The organism is Grimontia sp. AD028, assembly GCF_000973155.1.
Classification (GTDB): Bacteria; Pseudomonadota; Gammaproteobacteria; order Enterobacterales; family Vibrionaceae; genus Enterovibrio; species Enterovibrio indicus.
Genome location: NZ_LASY01000003.1, coordinates 1 through 18007 on the forward strand (window position 1 = coordinate 1; position 18007 = coordinate 18007).

Annotated in this window: 17 protein-coding genes; 11 read left to right on the plus strand and 6 right to left on the minus strand. The window is 46.5% G+C overall.

From position 1 onward, the window contains the following. Window positions 1–197: 197 nt before the first annotated feature. Window positions 198–902: a histidine utilization repressor gene (hutC, locus tag RN22_RS00180; protein WP_002540106.1), complete on the minus strand. Its 705-nt coding sequence runs from the start codon at window positions 900–902 to the stop codon at window positions 198–200. A 238-nt stretch (window positions 903–1140) separates the two neighbouring features. Here hutC and RN22_RS00185 point away from each other — a divergent pair, with 238 nt between their 5' ends. Then, complete coding sequence (locus RN22_RS00185; RefSeq protein ID WP_046302613.1) at window positions 1141–2352, plus strand: glycerophosphodiester phosphodiesterase family protein; 1212 nt, start codon at window positions 1141–1143, stop codon at window positions 2350–2352. A gap of 90 nt (window positions 2353–2442) precedes the next feature. On the opposite strand, the gene RN22_RS00190 is transcribed toward RN22_RS00185, so the two are convergent. Beyond that, window positions 2443–2877: a hypothetical protein gene (locus RN22_RS00190; protein WP_046302614.1), complete on the minus strand. Its 435-nt coding sequence runs from the start codon at window positions 2875–2877 to the stop codon at window positions 2443–2445. 536 nt (window positions 2878–3413) lie between these two features. On the opposite strand from RN22_RS00190, the gene thrS reads away from it, so the two are divergent. The 4 genes from thrS to rplT all read left to right on the plus strand — a co-directional run bounded on the left by thrS (window position 3414) and on the right by rplT (window position 6581). Then, window positions 3414–5342: a threonine--tRNA ligase gene (thrS, locus tag RN22_RS00195; RefSeq protein WP_002540102.1), complete on the plus strand. Its 1929-nt coding sequence runs from the start codon at window positions 3414–3416 to the stop codon at window positions 5340–5342. Window positions 5343–5345: 3 nt separating this feature from the next. Then, window positions 5346–5891 carry a translation initiation factor IF-3 gene (infC, locus tag RN22_RS24580; protein ID WP_082111321.1) on the plus strand — a complete coding sequence of 182 codons (546 nt, stop codon included), beginning with the start codon at window positions 5346–5348 and terminating at the stop codon, window positions 5889–5891. Between the two features lie 100 nt (window positions 5892–5991). Continuing rightward, window positions 5992–6186 (plus strand): 50S ribosomal protein L35, encoded by a 195-nt coding sequence (gene rpmI, locus RN22_RS00205; RefSeq protein WP_002540100.1) that lies wholly within the window; start codon window positions 5992–5994, stop codon window positions 6184–6186. A gap of 41 nt (window positions 6187–6227) precedes the next feature. Then, a complete protein-coding gene (rplT, locus tag RN22_RS00210; protein ID WP_002540099.1) occupies window positions 6228–6581 on the plus strand; it encodes a 50S ribosomal protein L20 in 354 nt (117 codons plus the stop codon). A 70-nt stretch (window positions 6582–6651) separates the two neighbouring features. Here rplT and RN22_RS00215 read toward each other — a convergent pair whose 3' ends face one another. Continuing rightward, entirely contained in the window at window positions 6652–7992 is a 1341-nt protein-coding gene (locus tag RN22_RS00215; RefSeq protein WP_046302615.1) for a polysaccharide deacetylase family protein, read from the minus strand. A gap of 496 nt (window positions 7993–8488) precedes the next feature. Between RN22_RS00215 and pheS the strand changes: the two genes are divergently transcribed. The 6 genes from pheS (at window position 8489) to btuD (ending at window position 15639) form a co-directional block, all read left to right on the plus strand. Beyond that, window positions 8489–9472, plus strand: a complete 984-nt coding sequence (gene pheS, locus RN22_RS00220; RefSeq protein WP_046302616.1) for a phenylalanine--tRNA ligase subunit alpha — start codon at window positions 8489–8491, stop codon at window positions 9470–9472. A 19-nt stretch (window positions 9473–9491) separates the two neighbouring features. Beyond that, window positions 9492–11882: a phenylalanine--tRNA ligase subunit beta gene (gene pheT, locus RN22_RS00225; RefSeq protein WP_046302617.1), complete on the plus strand. Its 2391-nt coding sequence runs from the start codon at window positions 9492–9494 to the stop codon at window positions 11880–11882. Window positions 11883–12292: 410 nt separating this feature from the next. Next, window positions 12293–12589 (plus strand): integration host factor subunit alpha, encoded by a 297-nt coding sequence (ihfA, locus tag RN22_RS00230; protein WP_002540095.1) that lies wholly within the window; start codon window positions 12293–12295, stop codon window positions 12587–12589. A 198-nt stretch (window positions 12590–12787) separates the two neighbouring features. Then, a complete protein-coding gene (locus RN22_RS00235; RefSeq protein ID WP_046302618.1) occupies window positions 12788–13837 on the plus strand; it encodes a succinylglutamate desuccinylase in 1050 nt (349 codons plus the stop codon). 63 nt (window positions 13838–13900) lie between these two features. Beyond that, window positions 13901–14887 (plus strand): vitamin B12 ABC transporter permease BtuC, encoded by a 987-nt coding sequence (gene btuC, locus RN22_RS00240; protein ID WP_046302619.1) that lies wholly within the window; start codon window positions 13901–13903, stop codon window positions 14885–14887. Further along, window positions 14884–15639, plus strand: a complete 756-nt coding sequence (gene btuD / locus RN22_RS00245; protein WP_046302620.1) for a vitamin B12 ABC transporter ATP-binding protein BtuD — start codon at window positions 14884–14886, stop codon at window positions 15637–15639. The genes btuC and btuD overlap by 4 nt, the downstream gene beginning before the upstream one ends. A 107-nt stretch (window positions 15640–15746) precedes the next feature. Here btuD and RN22_RS00250 read toward each other — a convergent pair whose 3' ends face one another. From RN22_RS00250 to RN22_RS00260, 3 genes are all read right to left on the minus strand, one after another. Beyond that, window positions 15747–16196: a TerB family tellurite resistance protein gene (locus tag RN22_RS00250; protein WP_002540091.1), complete on the minus strand. Its 450-nt coding sequence runs from the start codon at window positions 16194–16196 to the stop codon at window positions 15747–15749. A 128-nt stretch (window positions 16197–16324) separates the two neighbouring features. Next, a complete protein-coding gene (locus RN22_RS00255; RefSeq protein ID WP_002540090.1) occupies window positions 16325–16738 on the minus strand; it encodes an OsmC family peroxiredoxin in 414 nt (137 codons plus the stop codon). A gap of 363 nt (window positions 16739–17101) precedes the next feature. After that, complete coding sequence (locus RN22_RS00260; protein ID WP_046302621.1) at window positions 17102–17938, minus strand: calcium-binding protein; 837 nt, start codon at window positions 17936–17938, stop codon at window positions 17102–17104. Between the last annotated feature and the right edge of the window lie 69 nt (window positions 17939–18007).

Here is an 18007-nt window from a genome sequence, read left to right on the forward strand (position 1 = left end):
AGATGTGTATAAGAGACAGGCGTTTGTGGGGAATTTCTGCTGCGTTATCGGCTTCTCATGTAGGCTAGCTACACATCGAAGCCTCTGCCTTGCATAAAATCCCCACAAACTGCTGCAAAAACCATCACCAAAGGTCAACAGCCCCTAGGAAAACCACTGAATTTAATAAGGTAGTTTGGTCTTGCGGTTGACTGGACTTAGAGTTCTGCGCGTGCGCTCAGTTTGTAGCGGTTACCGGGATGGAAGAGAAGGGCAGCACTGACTAGTTGGTTCTCACTCCAGGTACGTCGGTGGAGTAAAAGGCAAGGCTGGTTAGTTTCGATTTGTAGAAGGTTAGCAATGTGCGCAGGAGGTAAAATAGCTTCCACCGTGTGTTCGATGATGCCTACCGGGCATTGGGACACCAGATATTGATTTGGCGTCATCGAGGAAAAGTCCTGATTTAAATAATCAGGTGCAAATGCAGGGTTTACCCAACGAAGTTCAACCTGAATGGGTATGTCATCGGCAAAATGGACGATTTCACTCTTGAATACATCGCTACCTAGCATAATACCGAGACGCATTGCCACATCTTCTGGCGCACGTATTCTTCTTAAGGATATGATTTCACTGTGATGTGCTTGACCACGCCCTGATATTTCTTCTGCGATATTGCGGATATCCATCAGAGGACTTTCCGCTTTGCGCTGGCATACAAACGTGCCCAAACGAGGCGTTCGTTCCAGCCAACCCTCATTGACTAAATCTCTTACCGCTTTGTTTACTGTCATTCTACTGACCGAAAATTGCTCACAAAGCTCTGCTTCTGTTGGCACTTTTGCGCCAACTGGCCATTCCTGTGATTCAATTTTCTCAATCAGGAAGTCTTTAATCTGCTGGAAGCGGGGAGATTTCGGCATAGGTTCTCAGTGTCATATTAGTATATACAAATAATCATTGATGAAGTCAGAGCGAAAATCAAGGCCGATAGTCAGGGAGTCGGATGAAGCGCATAAATCATGCCTTTGTCTTATCTTTTGTTATGGCCTTGATTTAACACTGAACGGTAAGATTTTTGTCTCAATTTATTCATATGGTACATACAGAATGCAGTACGGTGACTAACGTAATACCCATAAAACCTAAAGGAAGTGGTACATGAAGAATATCGTCAAGTTGGGTTTAGTGTTTTCATTGTTAGCTGCAGGGTCAGCAATCGCATCTGAAGGCTATACACTTGGACCTCGTCCATTGTTTCTTGTTGCAGATATGGATGAAGGAAAACTGAAAGAGAAGCTGGAAACGTGTTTGGAGGACAAACCGAAGAAAAGTGCTTTCTCGATTGGTCATCGTGGCGCTGCTTTAATGTTTCCAGAACATACGAAGGAATCTTATATAGCGGCAGCCCAGATGGGGGCTGGTGTGGTGGAGTGTGATGTCACATTTACCAAAGACAAGGCGCTTGTTTGTCGCCATTCCCAGAACGATCTTCACACCACGACAGATGTGTTAGCTCACCCGGATCTCGCTGCAAAATGCACGGTACCTTTCAAGCCGGCCAATCTGAAAACCGGCACGAAAGCGCAGGTTGAGTGTCGTACGACGGATTTCACTTTGGATGAATTTAAGCGTTTGAAAGGAAAAATGGATGGTGCAAATCCAATGGCGACAACACCTGAGGAATACATGAATGGTACGGCTGGCTGGCGCACCGATCTTTACAACAGTCGCGGCACTTTGATGACACACGCGGAGAGTATTGAGCTGTTCAAAACGCTTGGAGTGAAAATGACGCCGGAGCTAAAAAGCCCCGCTGTCGATATGCCGTATGATGGTTTTACACAACAAGATTACGCGCAAAAGATGATCGATGACTATAAAGAAGCCAGTGTGAAAGCATCTGATGTCTTTGCGCAGTCGTTCGATATTGAAGATGTGAAATACTGGATTGCTTCAGAGCCTGCTTTTGGTGAGCAAGCAGTGTTACTTGATGCGCGTATGTACAAAGACCGAACGTGGAAACCCACTTCAGAAGACATGAAAGCCCTTAAAGCGTCAGGTATTGAATTTATTGCTCCGCCGTTGTTTGCGCTAGTGTCGTTAGGCGATGAGGGCGAGATTGTTCCTTCTGATTACGCAAAACTGGCTAAGGATGCAGACTTGAAAATCATTGCTTGGACACTAGAGCGTTCTGGTCAGTTGAGCAATGGTGGCGGTTGGTATTATCAGTCGATAAAAGATGTGACCAACAACGATGGTGATGTCTTCAACTTATTGGATGTATTGGCTCAGGATGTTGGCGTTGTAGGCGTATTTTCTGATTGGCCAGCGACAACCACCTTTTATGCAAATTGCATGGGTATTAGATAAAAAAAGGGCCTCATCGACGGGTGTCATTGGGGCCCAAAGCTACAGCATTGCAACATCACTGAATCATTACGTGACGTCTTTAGCTTCGGTTCACTTCACTGACTCAACATTCTCTTTATCAATTTCTGCGAGCTTCATTGCGAACTGTACATAAGCTCTGCGCTCCTCGGCTGACAGGTGTCGATTAACCGCCAGGAAGGCAATGAAGCTATCCATGATGGGCTCCAAAAGGTCTTGTTCTTGAGTGTCGCAATCGATGTACCGTGGCAGGAGTTTGTGCATTTGGTTGAGCAGGCCGGGTTCGAGTTCGATCTCGTTGTCCATTTCTTCCGCTCGCGCTAATGCTGTCGCCACCTTGTTGAAGTTCGCCTTTTTGGTATCTGGCGTTTGGCTCTGACATTGACTGGCAATGAGCTCACTAAAACTTTGTATATGTCGGTTTAAAGCCTTTTCTGAGATATCGGCGTGTGCAGGCGTGAGAATGAATAGGGCTGAAAGAGCAACAAATAGGAAGATGTTAGGCATGAGCAACTCTTAATACTGCGATGTTGATAGTGACGTCGTGAGAGGTTTATTCCATCTTCCTGTTTTGGTGCCAAATGACCACCTTTTCGGGAGGGAATTTCGTATCAAAGTGTTTGCTGGAGTGAATTTTGGACTGAAGATCTCCATATGAGGAAAATAAATAGCGATATAAGCGATTGTTTTGTCGATTGATACCGTTATTAAAAAGTCGGGATTTCCCAATAATGGGCCCTCTTTAGTTTGGTAAGAGCGGGGAGGAGTGGCTTAGTAAATAGGTGAAGGTCCGTAAAGTAGTAATGGACAGAGTTATAGCCGATTACTAAGTAAACTGATGGGGATAGCGCATGATTGGTTGCGTTATTCCACCACATGGTTACAATCCCAATTCGATTCGGGTTCAGACATTTTGATTGGTACCAAAATTGGACCCTCAAGAATCTTTTCATTCTCGTGTATTCATCGCTCTCTAAGCTGAATACAAAAAATCCAAACAAGTGTTACTTCGTGTGTAACACCACTGTAAATAGGACAATATAATGCCTGTAATTACTCTTCCTGACGGTAGTCAACGTTCATTTGATAACCCAGTTTCTACTTACGACGTCGCTGCTGACATCGGTCCTGGTCTTGCTAAAGCATGTATCGCGGGTCGTGTTAACGGTCAACGCGTTGATGCGTGCGACCTGATTGAAAACGACGCGAATCTGGAAATCATCACTGCGAAAGACGAAGACGGTCTTGAGATCATTCGCCACTCTTGTGCTCACTTGCTGGGTCATGCGATTAAGCAGCTTTTCCCTGACGTGAAAATGGCGATCGGTCCAACCATCGACAGCGGTTTCTATTACGACGTTGACCTTGACCGTTCTCTGACTCAAGAAGACCTGGATGCGATTGAAAAGCGCATGAAGGATTTGGCGAAAACCAAATACCAGGTCATCAAGAAGAACGTGAGCTGGCAGGAAGCGCGTGATGCTTTTGAATCACGTGGCGAACCTTACAAGATGGAAATTCTGGATGAAAACGTATCTCGCGATGATCGTCCAGGCCTTTACCATCACGAAGAATACATCGACATGTGTCGTGGTCCGCACGTACCGCACATGGGTTTCTGCCAAAACTTTAAAATCCTGAACGTTGCTGGTGCATACTGGCGCGGTAACAGCGATAACAAGATGCTGCAACGTATCTACGGTACGGCTTTCAACGACAAGAAAGAACTGAAAGCTCACCTGCAGCGTTTGGAAGAAGCCGCAAAACGTGACCACCGTAAACTGGGCAAGCAGCTTGACCTTTACCACATGCAACAAGAAGCACCGGGTATGGTGTTCTGGCATCACAACGGTTGGGTTGTTTTCCGTGAACTGGAAACTTTTGTTCGTGCAAAACTGAACGAATACGATTACCAGGAAGTGAAAGGTCCGCTGATCATGGACCGTGTTCTGTGGGAACGTTCTGGTCACTGGGACAAGTACGCTGACTACATGTTCACCACTCAATCTGAGAACCGTGAATACGCACTGAAGCCAATGAACTGCCCTGGCCACGTTCAGATCTTCAACCAAGGTTTGAAATCTTACCGTGACCTGCCACTGCGTATGGCTGAATTCGGCAGCTGTCACCGTAACGAGCCATCAGGCGCGCTGCACGGCCTGATGCGTGTTCGTGGTTTCACGCAAGATGACGCACACATTTTCTGTACCCCAGAGCAGGTGCAACAGGAAGTGACGTCTTGTATCAAGATGGTTTACGACACTTACCAGACTTTCGGTTTCGACGAGATCGTGGTTAAGCTGTCTACCCGTCCTGAAATGCGTGTAGGTTCTGATGAAATGTGGGATCGCGCTGAGAAAGCACTGGCTGAAGCACTGGAATCTATGGACATTAAGTTCGAGATTCTGGAAGGCGAGGGTGCATTCTACGGTCCTAAGATTGAATTTACTTTGCATGACTGTTTGGATCGTGCGTGGCAGTGTGGTACTGTGCAGCTCGATTTTGCTCTGCCTGAGCGTTTGGGCGCAACGTACGTTGGCGAAGACAACGAACGTCACACCCCAGTAATGATTCACCGTGCGATTCTGGGTTCACTGGAACGTTTTATCGGTATTCTGATTGAAGAATACGCGGGTCATTTCCCAAGCTGGTTAGCTCCACAACAAGCTGTAGTGATGAACATTACCGACAATCAAGCGGAATATGTTCAGGAAGTAGCGAAAAAACTGCAAAAAGCAGGATTTAGAGCGTCTGCAGACTTGAGAAACGAGAAGATTGGCTTTAAAATCCGCGAACACACTTTGAAGCGCGTACCTTATATGTTGGTTTGTGGCGACCAGGAAATGGAAGCTGGCGAAATCGCGGTACGTACACGCAAAGGTAAAGACTTGGGTAAATATAAAATTGACGAATTCGTTTCTCTGCTCGAGAACGAAGTTCGCACCCGAACTCTTAATATTTTGGAGGATTAAGGTATTAAAGGCGCAAGAAAAGTCCCGGCTAAACAAAATGCTCACCGTCTTAACGAAGAACTTCGTGGTCTGCGTGAAGTACGTCTGACTGGTATTGATGGTGACCAGCTTGGTATTGTTTCATATGATGAAGCGATTAAAGCGGCAGAAGATGCTGGTGTTGATCTGGTAGAAATTAGCCCTAATGCCGAGCCGCCAGTATGTCGTGTGATGGACTACGGTAAGTTCATCTACGAAAAGAGTAAGGCTGCGAAAGAGCAGAAGAAAAAGCAAAAGATTGTCCAGATCAAGGAAGTTAAATTCCGTCCTGGAACCGATATTGGCGACTATCAGGTAAAACTACGCAACCTGGTTCGCTTTATTGAAGAGGGTAACAAGGTCAAGGTTACTATCCGTTTCCGTGGTCGCGAAATGGCGCACCAGGATATCGGTGTTGACGTTCTGAACCGACTGAAGGAAGACACTGCTGAAATCGCTTCAGTAGAAAGTTTCCCTTCAAGAATTGAAGGTCGTCAAATGATCATGGTTCTTGCCCCTAAGAAGAAGTAATTTCGGCATACAAGTAACGAGAGGCTATGCCTTCGGGCATAGCCTCTTTGTTCGCCAAATTACACTGTTATTAATTGCATACAATGCGGAGTTATTCATCATGCCTAAGATGAAAGCAAACAAAGGCGCTGCTAAGCGTTTCAAGAAAACTGGTGGCGGTTTCAAGTTCAAGCACGCAACTAAGCGTCACATCCTGACTAAGCGTACTACTAAGAACAAACGTCAACTGCGTCCTAACTCAATTCTGCCTAAGTGCGAAATGGGTGCAGTTGCGCGTATGCTTCCATACGCATAATTTTCTTAGTATTTTTAACGAATTAGTTTAGGAGAGACATAATGCCTCGCGTAAAACGTGGTGTACAAGCTCGTGCACGTCATAAGAAAGTTCTGAAACAAGCTAAAGGTTACTACGGTGCACGTTCACGTGTTTACCGCGTAGCTTTCCAAGCAGTAACTAAAGCTGGTCAATACGCTTACCGTGACCGTCGTCAGAAGAAACGTCAATTCCGTCAACTGTGGATTGCACGTATCAACGCTGCGGCTCGTCAAAACGGTATGTCTTACAGCCGTTTCATCAACGGTCTGAAGAAAGCGTCTATCGAAATCGATCGTAAGATCCTGGCTGATATCGCTGTATTCGACAAAGCTGCATTCTCTGTTCTGGTAGAGAAAGCGAAAGCTGCTCTGTAATTTATTACAGAATAGACTTTGTGAGAAAGGGGAGCTTCGGCTCCCCTTTTTCTATTCTAAATCCCGACAGTTAATTCGCTGTGCAAGATGGAATTAGCTCCCAAGGCGAGTTTTCGTAAAGCCCCGGTATTTGCTGGGTTGTCCACCATTTCGCCTGATAGTTTTCTCCCCCATACGTGACAACACTACCTTCAACATATGTTGTATATACATTCCAATCGTCTTTGGGGCATAAGGTCAGCGGCTCAGGGTTTTTCATCCAATCAATGATTTCAATGTGGCTGACAAACCGCACTTCAGATTTTGATAATGCGTACTCGATAAATTTGGAGAGGGCAGCTTGGCGGCTTTGGGTGTCCGAACCCGGCATTCCATATTGTTCTTGTCCATTCACCAACCCATAGAAGCCGGAATGTAATCCCAAAACCAAAGGTGCTCTGTTTCCTTTCAAACGTAAATCCAGGTTATAGGCATAAATGGCAAACACCTCATCTCCTGAGAGTCCAGCTGCGCCCCAAGCTGGCTCGGAGTATAGGTTCCAGTCGAAGTTGTCACCTTTACCAGATTCACGGTCAAACCAAGGCACGCGCTTGGCTATCTTGTCTCTCAAAGAATAATCAATGCCATATTCCGATGTCAGATTATCTGGTGGTACGATCAATGTGTGTGCAGGAACTTCCCACAAACCTGAATAGTTGGCTATTTGCGGCTTCCAACCACCATTAACGGCAATATCATGCTCTGGACTGCCGTTCTCAAGAGTGTATGGCCAGTAATTGTTGGTTCCGTCATGAGCGGGTGTTATGCCTGCGGGAAAGCTGACGTCGTATGCTATACCGTTTTGAATGACTGCCTTTAACGTGTTGTCATTGTAGGTAAGAAAAGGCGCTCGGAATCCATGTGCTTCTTCAATACCTATACCGCCATCTTCAACAGCGGAGGTGAGAAACTGATTACAGAGTGTCACTTCTTGCTGCCAAGCTTCTTGAGTCATCCAACTGTCCAAGGGATTCCAGTTCACCTTGTCATCCGGGTGTGTTTCGGTGTGATTTCCAATGTCATGGCCCGCTTGGTGGGCGCGTCGCCATAAGTTCAAGACATCTTCGTTTTCCCTAGATTGGCCGCAAAGCATAAAGAATGACGCGGTAAGATTGCGATTAGCATGTTTGTCCATGCCATTAGGATTTTTGTGAGAGGCCAGGGTATCGAGAACCCACTTAAGACCCTCTAAGTCGTTGTTATCATCAAAGCCTAGCGAGACGAACATAGGCGTTTTTGCAGTATCAATCGGTGATAATTGAGAGGGTGGGTAAGCATTTTCCATTGCGAGTACTTGTGCTGACATAACTAGTGGAAGAAAAAGCGAGTAACTGGTTTTTTTACCAGTAATGTGCCAACTGAATTTTGCCATTGTATTGTCCTATTTTTAGCTTCTACGTTATTGAATGTGAGCAAGAGCTCATCCACTAGAAAATACATACTCGGGCCTGATTTCTACGACATCTTGTACGTGCTGTTATCAAAGTTTGACTGTAACGATAGCGGAGGCTGTAAGTTGCATTCAGCGCAGAACAGATATTGGTATTTGATCGCACTAAGTGGTGAATCAATAAGCAATTTTCTGAATCAATTGCGTTGCCATGGGCTTGAATCTGGGTAAATTCACGTCGTTGAAAAATATCAGGTGATAAAATCGCCGACGATTTAGTCATGACCGCCATTAAACGGCTATTTCAGATTGGATTTGAGGCGCGGTTTATTTACTATGTACCGTTACGTCTTATACCAATTCTCAGAGCGTGATCTGCCAATGCGAATTCGCACTGGAAAGACGGATTCTGCTACGAGAATTGGTATATCTTTTACTCCCCCGTAGGACACTGCCTAGACAGGCAGATGAGGAAACGATGCAACAACTAGAAGAGATTCTATCCAACGCAACGGCTGCTATCGAAGCAGTTGATTCAGTTGCGGCTCTGGATGAGGTACGTGTTAAGTACCTGGGCAAAAAAGGTGAGCTGACCCTCCAGCTTCAGCAGTTGGGCAAACTTCCGCCGGAAGAGCGCCGTGAAGCGGGTGCAAGCATCAACAAAGCAAAGCAAGCAGTTCAACAAGCGCTGACCGAGCGTAAAGTTGCACTGGAAAGTGCAGAGCTTGAAGCGAAGCTGGCAGCTGAGACCATTGATGTGACTCTGCCTGGCCGTCGTATCGAGAACGGTGGCATTCATCCTGTAACCCGCACTATCGAACGTATCGAAAGCTTCTTTGGTGAGCTTGGCTTTAGCGTTCAAACAGGCCCAGAAATCGAAGACGCATTCCACAACTTCGATGCTCTGAACATTGCGGAAGACCACCCAGCGCGTACTGATCACGACACTTTCTTCTTCAACCCGGATCTGATGCTGCGCACGCACACTTCAGGTGTTCAAATCCGTACGATGGAAAACAACCAGCCGCCACTGCGCTTTATCGCACCGGGCCGTGTTTACCGTAACGACTACGACCAGACTCACACCCCAATGTTCCATCAGGTCGAGGGTATGCTGGTTGACGAAAACGTAAACTTTGCACAGCTGAAAGGCATCCTGAACGACTTCCTGTGTAACTTCTTCGAAGAAGATCTGGAAGTACGTTTCCGTCCGTCATACTTCCCATTCACTGAGCCTTCAGCAGAAGTTGATGTTAAAGGCAAAAACGGCAAATGGCTGGAAGTACTGGGCTGCGGTATGGTTCACCCGAACGTACTGCGTTCTGTTGGCATTGACCCAGAAAAATACTCAGGTTTTGCATTCGGTATGGGCGTAGAGCGTCTGACCATGCTGCGCTACGGCGTAAACGACCTGCGTGCGTTCTTCGAGAACGATCTGCGTTTCCTGAAACAATTCAAGTAAGCATTGGGGTAATTGATAAATGAAATTCAGTGAATCCTGGCTTCGCGAGTGGGTTAATCCTGCAGTAAACAGCGAAGAACTGGCACACCAAATCACCATGGCAGGTCTGGAAGTCGACGACATTGAAGCTGTTGCAGGTGAGTTTACCGGCGTTGTTGTTGGTGAAGTGGTTGAGTGTGGCCAGCACCCTGATGCAGACAAATTGCGTGTTACTAAAGTGAACGTTGGCGGTGAAGAGCTGCTGGACATCGTTTGTGGTGCACCGAATTGCCGTCTTGGCCTGAAAGTAGCCGTAGCGACAGTTGGCGCTGTGCTGCCAGGCGACTTCAAAATTAAGAAAGCAAAACTGCGCGGTCAGCCATCTCACGGCATGCTGTGTTCGTTCTCTGAGCTGGGTATTGACGTCGAGTCAAATGGCATCATGGAACTGCCTGCGGATGCAGTGATTGGTACTGATTTCCGTGAGTTCCTGAAGCTGAACGACGTGACTATCGATGTAGACCTGACTGCAAACCGTGCTGACTGTCTGAGCATCAAAGGTCTGGCACGTGAAGTAGGCGTTCTGAACCGTGGCGAAGTATGTCAGCCAGCGTTCGAGAAAGTCACTCCGGCAATCGACGACAAAATCTCTGTTGCGATCGAAGCGCCAGCAGCGTGTCCACGTTACCTGGGCCGTGTGGTTCGTAACGTTAACGTTAAAGCGGCCACACCACTGTGGATGCAAGAAAAACTGCGTCGCAGCGGTATCCGTTCTATCGACCCAATTGTAGATATCACTAACTACGTGATGCTGGAACAAGGTCAGCCAATGCACGCATTTGATCTGGCGAAGATCGAAGGTGGCATCGTTGCACGTATGGCGAAACCAGGTGAAAAACTGGTTCTGCTGGACGGCAATGAAGCTGAGCTGAACGAAAATACGCTGGTTATTGCTGACCATAATAAAGCGCTGGCGATTGCAGGTATTTTCGGTGGTCAGGATTCTGGCGTAAATGCAGAAACCACGACTGACGTTCTGTTGGAAGCAGCATTCTTTGCACCAGACGCAATCCGCGGTCGTGCACGTAGCTATGGCCTGCACACTGATTCTTCACACCGCTTCGAGCGTGGTGTTGATTCAACGCTGCAAAACTACGCGATGGAGCGTGCTACTCAGCTGCTTATCGATATCTGCGGTGGTGAAGCAGGTGAAATCGTAGGTCAGGAGTCTGAAGAGCACCTGCCTAAAGCGAACACCATTGCATTGCGTCGTACCAAGCTGGACAACCTGCTGGGTCACCACATTTCTTCTGAAGATGTGGTAGAGATCCTGAGCCGTCTTGGCTGTGAAGTTGAAACGACTGAGCAAGGTTGGACTGCGAAAGCGCCTTCATGGCGTTTCGATATGGCGATTGAGCAAGACTTGATTGAAGAAGTTGGCCGTATCTATGGCTACGACAACATTCCAAACCAAGCGCCTGTAGCCTCACTAAACATGAACGAGCACAAAGAAGCCAATCAGCCTCTGAAACGTGTTCGTGATCTGCTGGTTGATCGTGGTTACCACGAAGCAATTACTTATAGCTTTGTTGAGCCAAACCAACAGAAACTGATTGTGCCAGACGTAGAGCCATTGATTCTGCCGAACCCAATTTCAGCAGACATGTCAGCCATGCGCCTGAGCCTTTGGACTGGCTTACTGAATACCGTTGCTTACAACCAAAAACGTCAGCAGCCACGTGTTCGTCTGTTTGAAGCAGGTCTTCGCTTTATCCCTGAACAAGCCGCAGAAAACGGTATGCGTCAGGAAATGATGTTGGCAGGAGTGATTGCAGGCCCTCGTTCAGAAGAGCACTGGGACATCGCAACCAACACCGTCGATTTCTTCGACCTGAAAGGCGATCTCGAAGCGATTTTGGAGCTGACTGCAAACGAGCTGAGCTACAGCTTTAAAGCTGCTAAGCATCCAGCACTGCACCCGGGTCAATCAGCAGCAATTGAAGTCGATGGCAAAGTCGTGGGCTACATCGGTACGGTTCATCCTGAACTTGAGCGTAAGTTTGGCCTGAACGGCCGCACCATCGTATTCGAAATCGAATGGTCAGCGATTAACACTCGAGTCATTCCAGAAGCGGTTGTTATCTCCAAGTTCCCGGCTAACCGCCGTGACATCGCAGTGATTGTTGCTGACGACGTTGAGTCAGAGGCTGTGGTTCGTGCTTGTTTGGAAACCGATAATGCACTGATCACCGGTTCTAAGCTGTTTGACCTTTACAAGGGCAAGGGCGTAGAAGACGGCAAGAAGAGTTTGGCTATCGCTTTGAGCCTGCAATCCACTGAGCGCACCTTGGAAGAAAGTGATATTTCTGAGGCGGTTGCATCGGTTGTAGCATTGCTTGGCGAGAAATTTGGCGCGCATCTTCGCGACTAATTACAAATTTATTAATAAAAAAGCAGCCCAATGGCTGCTTTTTTTATGTCTAAAAGTTCTAACACGTATCATTCTGATAAATCTATGTTTTATCATAATCTTAACAAGTCTCGACTTGCAAACGATTAAAACCCCAGTAAAAACATCACTTAATGACTATATTCACAATATCGTGTCTCAGTTTTTATGCATGACTCGAGAATGAAAAGCTCATAAACAGAGCACTGTTCTAAATAATGATATGGAAAAAAGTTGGCGCAAATCAGCCAGTTGGCTTACACTGTTCGATAGTTGCTGCTGGAGATTATGCTGCCCGACGAAGGAGCAAGTGAATAATTTCTTCGCAGTGCAATCGTGGTGTAGATACGACGTATCACATTTGTGTTCAACATTTCTTGAGGGAATGACCTATGGCGCTCACCAAGGCCGATTTGGCTGAGAACCTGTTTGAGAACGTCGGGATGAGCAAGCGGGACGCCAAGGAAACTGTCGAAGCGTTTTTCGAAGAAGTTCGTAAAGCGTTAGAAAGTGGCGAACAAGTCAAATTGTCTGGCTTCGGAAATTTTGATCTTCGTGACAAGAACGAACGTCCTGGCCGTAACCCAAAGACGGGCGAAGATATTCCTATCACGGCGCGTCGCGTTGTTACGTTCCGTCCGGGCCAAAAACTGAAGGCACGTGTCGAAAAAGCCAAAGTAGACAATTAATCGTCGTACGAGAGTTTTCCAAAGAACCGTGGTTATTTAACCGCGGTTTTTTATTGCCTGTAAGTTAGGGGCTTCGGCATTTTCGCATGGCGATATAGGCGTCTAATTGCGTTTGTTATCAGAGTGTTTAATTTGTATATTGGGGGTCAGATACGAGAAGAACACATAAAACAAAATAATCAAAAAGGACAGCTTGAAATGGATAGTCAACTCTCCGGGGGCTTTCTAAAGCACACGTTATATCCACCCAGCAATTTCATCCCTAGCAGCATAACTCTTTCTAACGGTGTCAACGTCAGCCATAACGCAATTGGTGTTGTTGAAATCACGCCACCAATGGCTGATAAAGCCATTGTGATCTCTTCAGGTATTCATGGTGATGAAACCGCACCTATCGAACTGGTCGACGATTTGGTCTCCAGCGTTCTAGATGAAGCCTACGTGCCTACATCACGTTTACTGTTTATCATTGCCCATCCTGATGCCATTCACGCACACACACGCTTTATAGAAGAAAACCTCAACCGTTTGTTTGCGGGTATAAACCCTGAAAGAAACAAAGAGTGTGAAATGGCCAATGAGCTACAGGCGCAAGTTCAGTCTTTTTTTGAAAAGGGTAGTGAAGAGCCTTGGCATTTTGATCTGCACAGCGCAATCAGAGCGTCTCAGCATTATATGTTTGGTGTTGTACCGGCTTCGTCGAAAGCCACTGATATCAGACCGCTGGTCAACTTCTTAAAAGCGTCTCACATGGATGCAGTCATGTTGAGCCGCACTCCATCATCGACATTTAGCTGGTTCAGTGCCGAAAAATTTGGCGCATTGGCAGCGACTTTTGAGATGGGGCGAGTAGCTCGTCTGTATGAAAACAACATGGAAGAATTTGTGCCACTGCGAGACGCTTTAGTCGCATTAATGTGTGGTAAGGCTTTGCCTGCACCTTCTGCTGTGAAAAGCTTCTCAAGTTATAAAGTGACGCGAACTATCACCAAGACTGATACCGCTTTTAATCTGGCATTCAGTGATGATGCTGCAAACTTTACCTATTTTGCAGAAGGGGCGCAGTTAGCAGAGGAAAACGGTACCGTTTATTCAGCGATCGCTGGCGGTGAGGCGGTGGTGTTTCCAAATTCAAAGGTAGCGATAGGGCAGCGTGCAGCTCTATTAGTTCAACCGTTTGAACCTGATCTTTCTAAGCCGCTCTACGTCAATGTGGAACGCGATCCGGGGCCTGTCGCCTTAAGTTAGCGCTTTTCATTTTCATCTGTTCTATGTATGGTTGGCGGCAATCGCGATTAAAACCCGAAAACCATGCATTTACTTCAACTTGTCCAGCGTCGGGAAAGGCGCTGGCATGCCGCACTTATCACTTCACTTTGCCTTCTCACGGTTAGTGCGTTCGTTTCCTTGTCCGTTGGTGAAATCTGGATATCTCCTTTTTCTGTCAGTTCGCAACTCGAGCAGCAACTTCTTGTTGAATTGCGTGTTCCGCGAGTTATTGCAGCGGTTGTCATTGGTGCCTCGCTGGCGGTTTCCGGTGGGGTATTGCAAGTGTTGCTTGGTAATCCACTGGCAGAGCCCGGGGTGTTGGGTATATCAGGCGGGGCGAGCCTTGCTTTAGTTGTTGTGCTGTTTCTCTTTCCCGCACTGGCCACGCCTTATGGGTTAATGGGTGCCGCTATGTTGGGAGCATTGGCATTTACGGCGATTTTGGTCATGTTGGCCAGAAAGCGGACGATGTCGACAGCAAGGTTGCTTTTGATCGGCGTCGCGCTCGGGATCTTATCTGGTGCGATTGTCACTTGGGCGTTTTATTTCAGTTCCGACCTTAACTTACGTCAGTTGATGTATTGGTTGATGGGAAGCTTGTCAGGTGTTCACTGGCCCCAACTGACATTGACTATCATTGTTGTCCCTTCGCTTATCTGGCTCTGTTTCCAGGGTAAAAAGCTTGATTTGATGATGCTTGGTGAAATGCAGGCCAAGCAACTAGGTCTGGATACAGACGCCTTAAGATGGCGTTTGATCCTTTTAGTGAGCCTTCTGGTTGGGGCATCTGTGGCGATGGCTGGCGTGATAGGTTTTGTTGGTCTTGTTGTGCCGCACTTTCTGCGTCTTTGGCTGGGAACGGAAAACAAATTCCTGCTACCACTTGCTGCGATTTCCGGCGCTGCTTTGATGTTAATTGCTGACACAATAGGTCGAATGGCAATCGCTGAAGCTGAGCTACCCGTGGGCGCCGTAACAACGACCATTGGCGCCCCTCTGTTTATCTGGATGCTGTTGAGGCGCATATGATCATTGCAAGAAACATTGCGTTGGGGACGCGCCTGTTACCGCTTAACTTCCGAGCAGAAAAGGGAGAAATTGTTCATCTGTTGGGGGCAAATGGTAGCGGGAAAAGTACACTCCTCGAACTTCTATCCGGTTTAATTGAAGGGCAGGGTGATATTGAACTGAATGGCAAGGACATGCGAAAAATTGAAAGCATGTCTCTCGCACGCCAGCGTGCTTATCTTAGTCAGCAACAGAAGCCCGCTTTTGCAATTGGTGTTTACCAATATTTAAGCCTTAGCCTGTCTGCTATCCATCAATTGGACCCCTCAGCCGCTGAGCGAGCTGTCGTTGACGTTTGCGAGGTATTGGGCATTGCAGACAAGTTGAATCGCAGTACAGACCAGCTTTCTGGTGGTGAATGGCAGCGTGTCCGTCTGGCTGGTGTGTGTTTGCAGATATGGCCGGATATCAACCCTGAAGGAAAACTACTGATACTTGATGAGCCCGCCACTGCGCTCGATATTGCCCAGCAAAGCGTGATGTACCAAATCGTCAGGAATATAGCAGACAAAGGTATCGCGGTAGTGATGTCTAATCATGACATCAACCGGACACTATCCGATGCAGACCGAGTCGTGTTACTGAAGCATGGTCATATCGTTGCCCAAGGTGAACCGGCAAAGGTTATGGATGTTTCTAAATTAGAGGAGACCTTTGGTACAAGGCTCAAACGAGTAGAAGTGGATGGTCAGATTCTTATGTTGAGTCAATAGACTGCATCATTCAACGGAGGGATTTTAATCCGTTTCAATTGGTTCAGTGTCCAGCATTGGTGCTTGAATAATGCAGCTGTATATCTGTAATCGAGTGGCTTGCCGCTTTACTGCTTAGTAACCTCCAATTTCGCTTTAATAAATAGCGCGTGATCCAGGTAAAGTAGTTCTGCTGTTTTTCGAATAACGGAATCCTCCAGTGGGTCAACCTTGCCGTCTGCATACGCGACTTCCCACATCGCCTTGACTAAATCGTACCGTTGGCTCTGCTCTAACTGTCGCAGTTTGTCTGTATAGTCATAGAGCGATACGGAGTGTTGGCTATCCTTTTGTGCTTCTTCGACTAGGGTGTTTGCCTCATCTTGCTTAATGTCTAGTAGCGAGCAGAGTAGGCTGACTTTGGCGGCTTCTTCTCTGGGGTCTAGTTGGTGATCTGCACCAGCCACTTCGCACAGTAGTCCCGCCATTGCTCGCTGATAGCGCATTTCATTTGAAGTGGCGCTACCACCTTCTTCCGAAAATACTTCTTTTAAAATAGAAGACAGTTTTGAAAACATAGCCGTCGTTCCTCGTGATCTTTTGTCTAATCAAAGAGTACGCGACAAGGAAACGTGATGTAAACCGTATTTACAAAGCGAGTTTGAAAGACGCTCCTCAGTGAATCGCATAAGGAGCGTCAGTAACGTTAAGCGAGGGTCAGTTGAAGAGTCACTTCAGCACCAGTCACAAGACGAGATACAGGACATTTCTGCTTGGCAATTGAGCCTAATTCTTGAAGTAAGCTGTCTTCCAGGCCATCTGCAGACACTTCAGATTCCAATTCAATAAGCGTGATTTTGGGGCCATCCTCATCACCTAAGTGAACTTTGGCTTGTGTAGAAATGGTTGGAACCAGACCTTTTTCTGATAGAAGGGCAGAAAGGAACATAGAGTAGCATCCAGCGTGAGCTGCACCTATCAGTTCTTCAGGGTTCGTGCCTTCACCATGTTCAAATCGGGAAGCGAAAGTAAACGGCCCAGTAACATCACCGTATTTCATTACGCCTTTACCTGACTTTAAGGTTCCTTCCCATACTGCATTGGCTTTTTGTGTTGGCATTATTTTCTCCTTGTTTGAATTTACCCAGTCAAGTGGTAGTAACGGGGCAATAACCTACTGACTTTATTGTGCAGTAGAATTTTTCCAGAGCAGGGGAGCGGTAACAACAAATGAAATATTGTTCGCGGAGAGAGAAAAAATAGGTTGGAAAGGAATAAAAAAATGCGCGCCATTAGACGCGCAAAGTAGTATTGGCAGACGACCGCACTACAAAACCGATTTCGGACTCAGTGTGCTCTATTTCGCCATAATTCTTTAGGATTTATTTTCTCACTATAAAGACATTATCCTAAAGTCGTAGAAGTCGTTCTCAGCATTGATGAACAGCCTTCTTAGGTATAGCGTATATTCATACCGGCTAAATTAGAGATTGTAAAAAATGAAATCGTCTGCGGTGAAGTTTTCAACTTGTGAGTTATTGAAAATGATGGTGTGGTTTTCACTGACCTGAATTTCAACGGTAGGCCCTGACTGATTAAAAGCAAGATCTTGAAAATCAGTGGCGATATTAAAAAGCACCACCTTGTCTGTTCCCTGTTCAAAATCCACGATACGATCTGTGCTTTCTTCGGTGTCTAACAACCTTGTAAACATAAAATAGTCACTACCTTCACCGCCAAAGTAAAAATCTGACCCGCTAGTGCCAACCAAATAATCTTCGCCGCTATTTCCGTAAAGTCTATCGTTTCCAATGCCTCCAGTGATGACATCACTTCCTTCACCACCTAAAAGTAAATTATCGCCGGCAAAACCGATCAACATGTCATCTCCAGAGCCTCCGCGTATGACATCATCACCTGCACCGCCATAAATCATGTCGTTGCCAGCACCGCCGATCAGCATGTCGCTGTCGCCTTGTGTTGCAAGAACACTTAGAAATTCGGGGTTTTCGACAATAAAGTTTTGTACTTCAAACAAAGCATATTGGATATCTTCGATTGAAAAGTCGCTTAAATCACGCGACTGAACGGACTCGTAAAGTGCAACCAGCGCTTGTTGGACCGCTTCACTGTTAAGATCGATGTAGTCTTCAATAGGTATGTCATCACCCAGGATCAGGTCGTTGCCGCCAAAACCTACAATAGTATCCTGGCCATCCAAACCATTAATAAATCCGTCACCGTTACCACCATTGAGTGTGTCGTCTTCGTTCGTACCAAGTTTTAGATAATCAAATTCAATTCCATATACTGTTGTCATTTTTTAATCTCCTAAAAGGCAAATCTGAATATCGACGAAAGAGAAACTCCACTTCATTGTATTTGCCCG

Coding starts and splice junctions, on each gene's coding strand:
- RN22_RS00235 (WP_046302618.1), top strand. CDS start 12,788: ATGGATAGTCAACTCTCCGGGGGCTTTCTAAAGCACACGTTATATCCA.
- RN22_RS00255 (WP_002540090.1), bottom strand. CDS start 16,738: ATGCCAACACAAAAAGCCAATGCAGTATGGGAAGGAACCTTAAAGTCA.
- RN22_RS00250 (WP_002540091.1), bottom strand. CDS start 16,196: ATGTTTTCAAAACTGTCTTCTATTTTAAAAGAAGTATTTTCGGAAGAA.
- RN22_RS00185 (WP_046302613.1), top strand. CDS start 1,141: ATGAAGAATATCGTCAAGTTGGGTTTAGTGTTTTCATTGTTAGCTGCA.
- hutC (WP_002540106.1), bottom strand. CDS start 902: ATGCCGAAATCTCCCCGCTTCCAGCAGATTAAAGACTTCCTGATTGAG.
- ihfA (WP_002540095.1), top strand. CDS start 12,293: ATGGCGCTCACCAAGGCCGATTTGGCTGAGAACCTGTTTGAGAACGTC.
- rpmI (WP_002540100.1), top strand. CDS start 5,992: ATGCCTAAGATGAAAGCAAACAAAGGCGCTGCTAAGCGTTTCAAGAAA.
- thrS (WP_002540102.1), top strand. CDS start 3,414: ATGCCTGTAATTACTCTTCCTGACGGTAGTCAACGTTCATTTGATAAC.
- pheS (WP_046302616.1), top strand. CDS start 8,489: ATGCAACAACTAGAAGAGATTCTATCCAACGCAACGGCTGCTATCGAA.
- RN22_RS00215 (WP_046302615.1), bottom strand. CDS start 7,992: ATGGCAAAATTCAGTTGGCACATTACTGGTAAAAAAACCAGTTACTCG.
- RN22_RS00260 (WP_046302621.1), bottom strand. CDS start 17,938: ATGACAACAGTATATGGAATTGAATTTGATTATCTAAAACTTGGTACG.
- pheT (WP_046302617.1), top strand. CDS start 9,492: ATGAAATTCAGTGAATCCTGGCTTCGCGAGTGGGTTAATCCTGCAGTA.
- btuD (WP_046302620.1), top strand. CDS start 14,884: ATGATCATTGCAAGAAACATTGCGTTGGGGACGCGCCTGTTACCGCTT.
- RN22_RS00190 (WP_046302614.1), bottom strand. CDS start 2,877: ATGCCTAACATCTTCCTATTTGTTGCTCTTTCAGCCCTATTCATTCTC.
- btuC (WP_046302619.1), top strand. CDS start 13,901: ATGCATTTACTTCAACTTGTCCAGCGTCGGGAAAGGCGCTGGCATGCC.
- rplT (WP_002540099.1), top strand. CDS start 6,228: ATGCCTCGCGTAAAACGTGGTGTACAAGCTCGTGCACGTCATAAGAAA.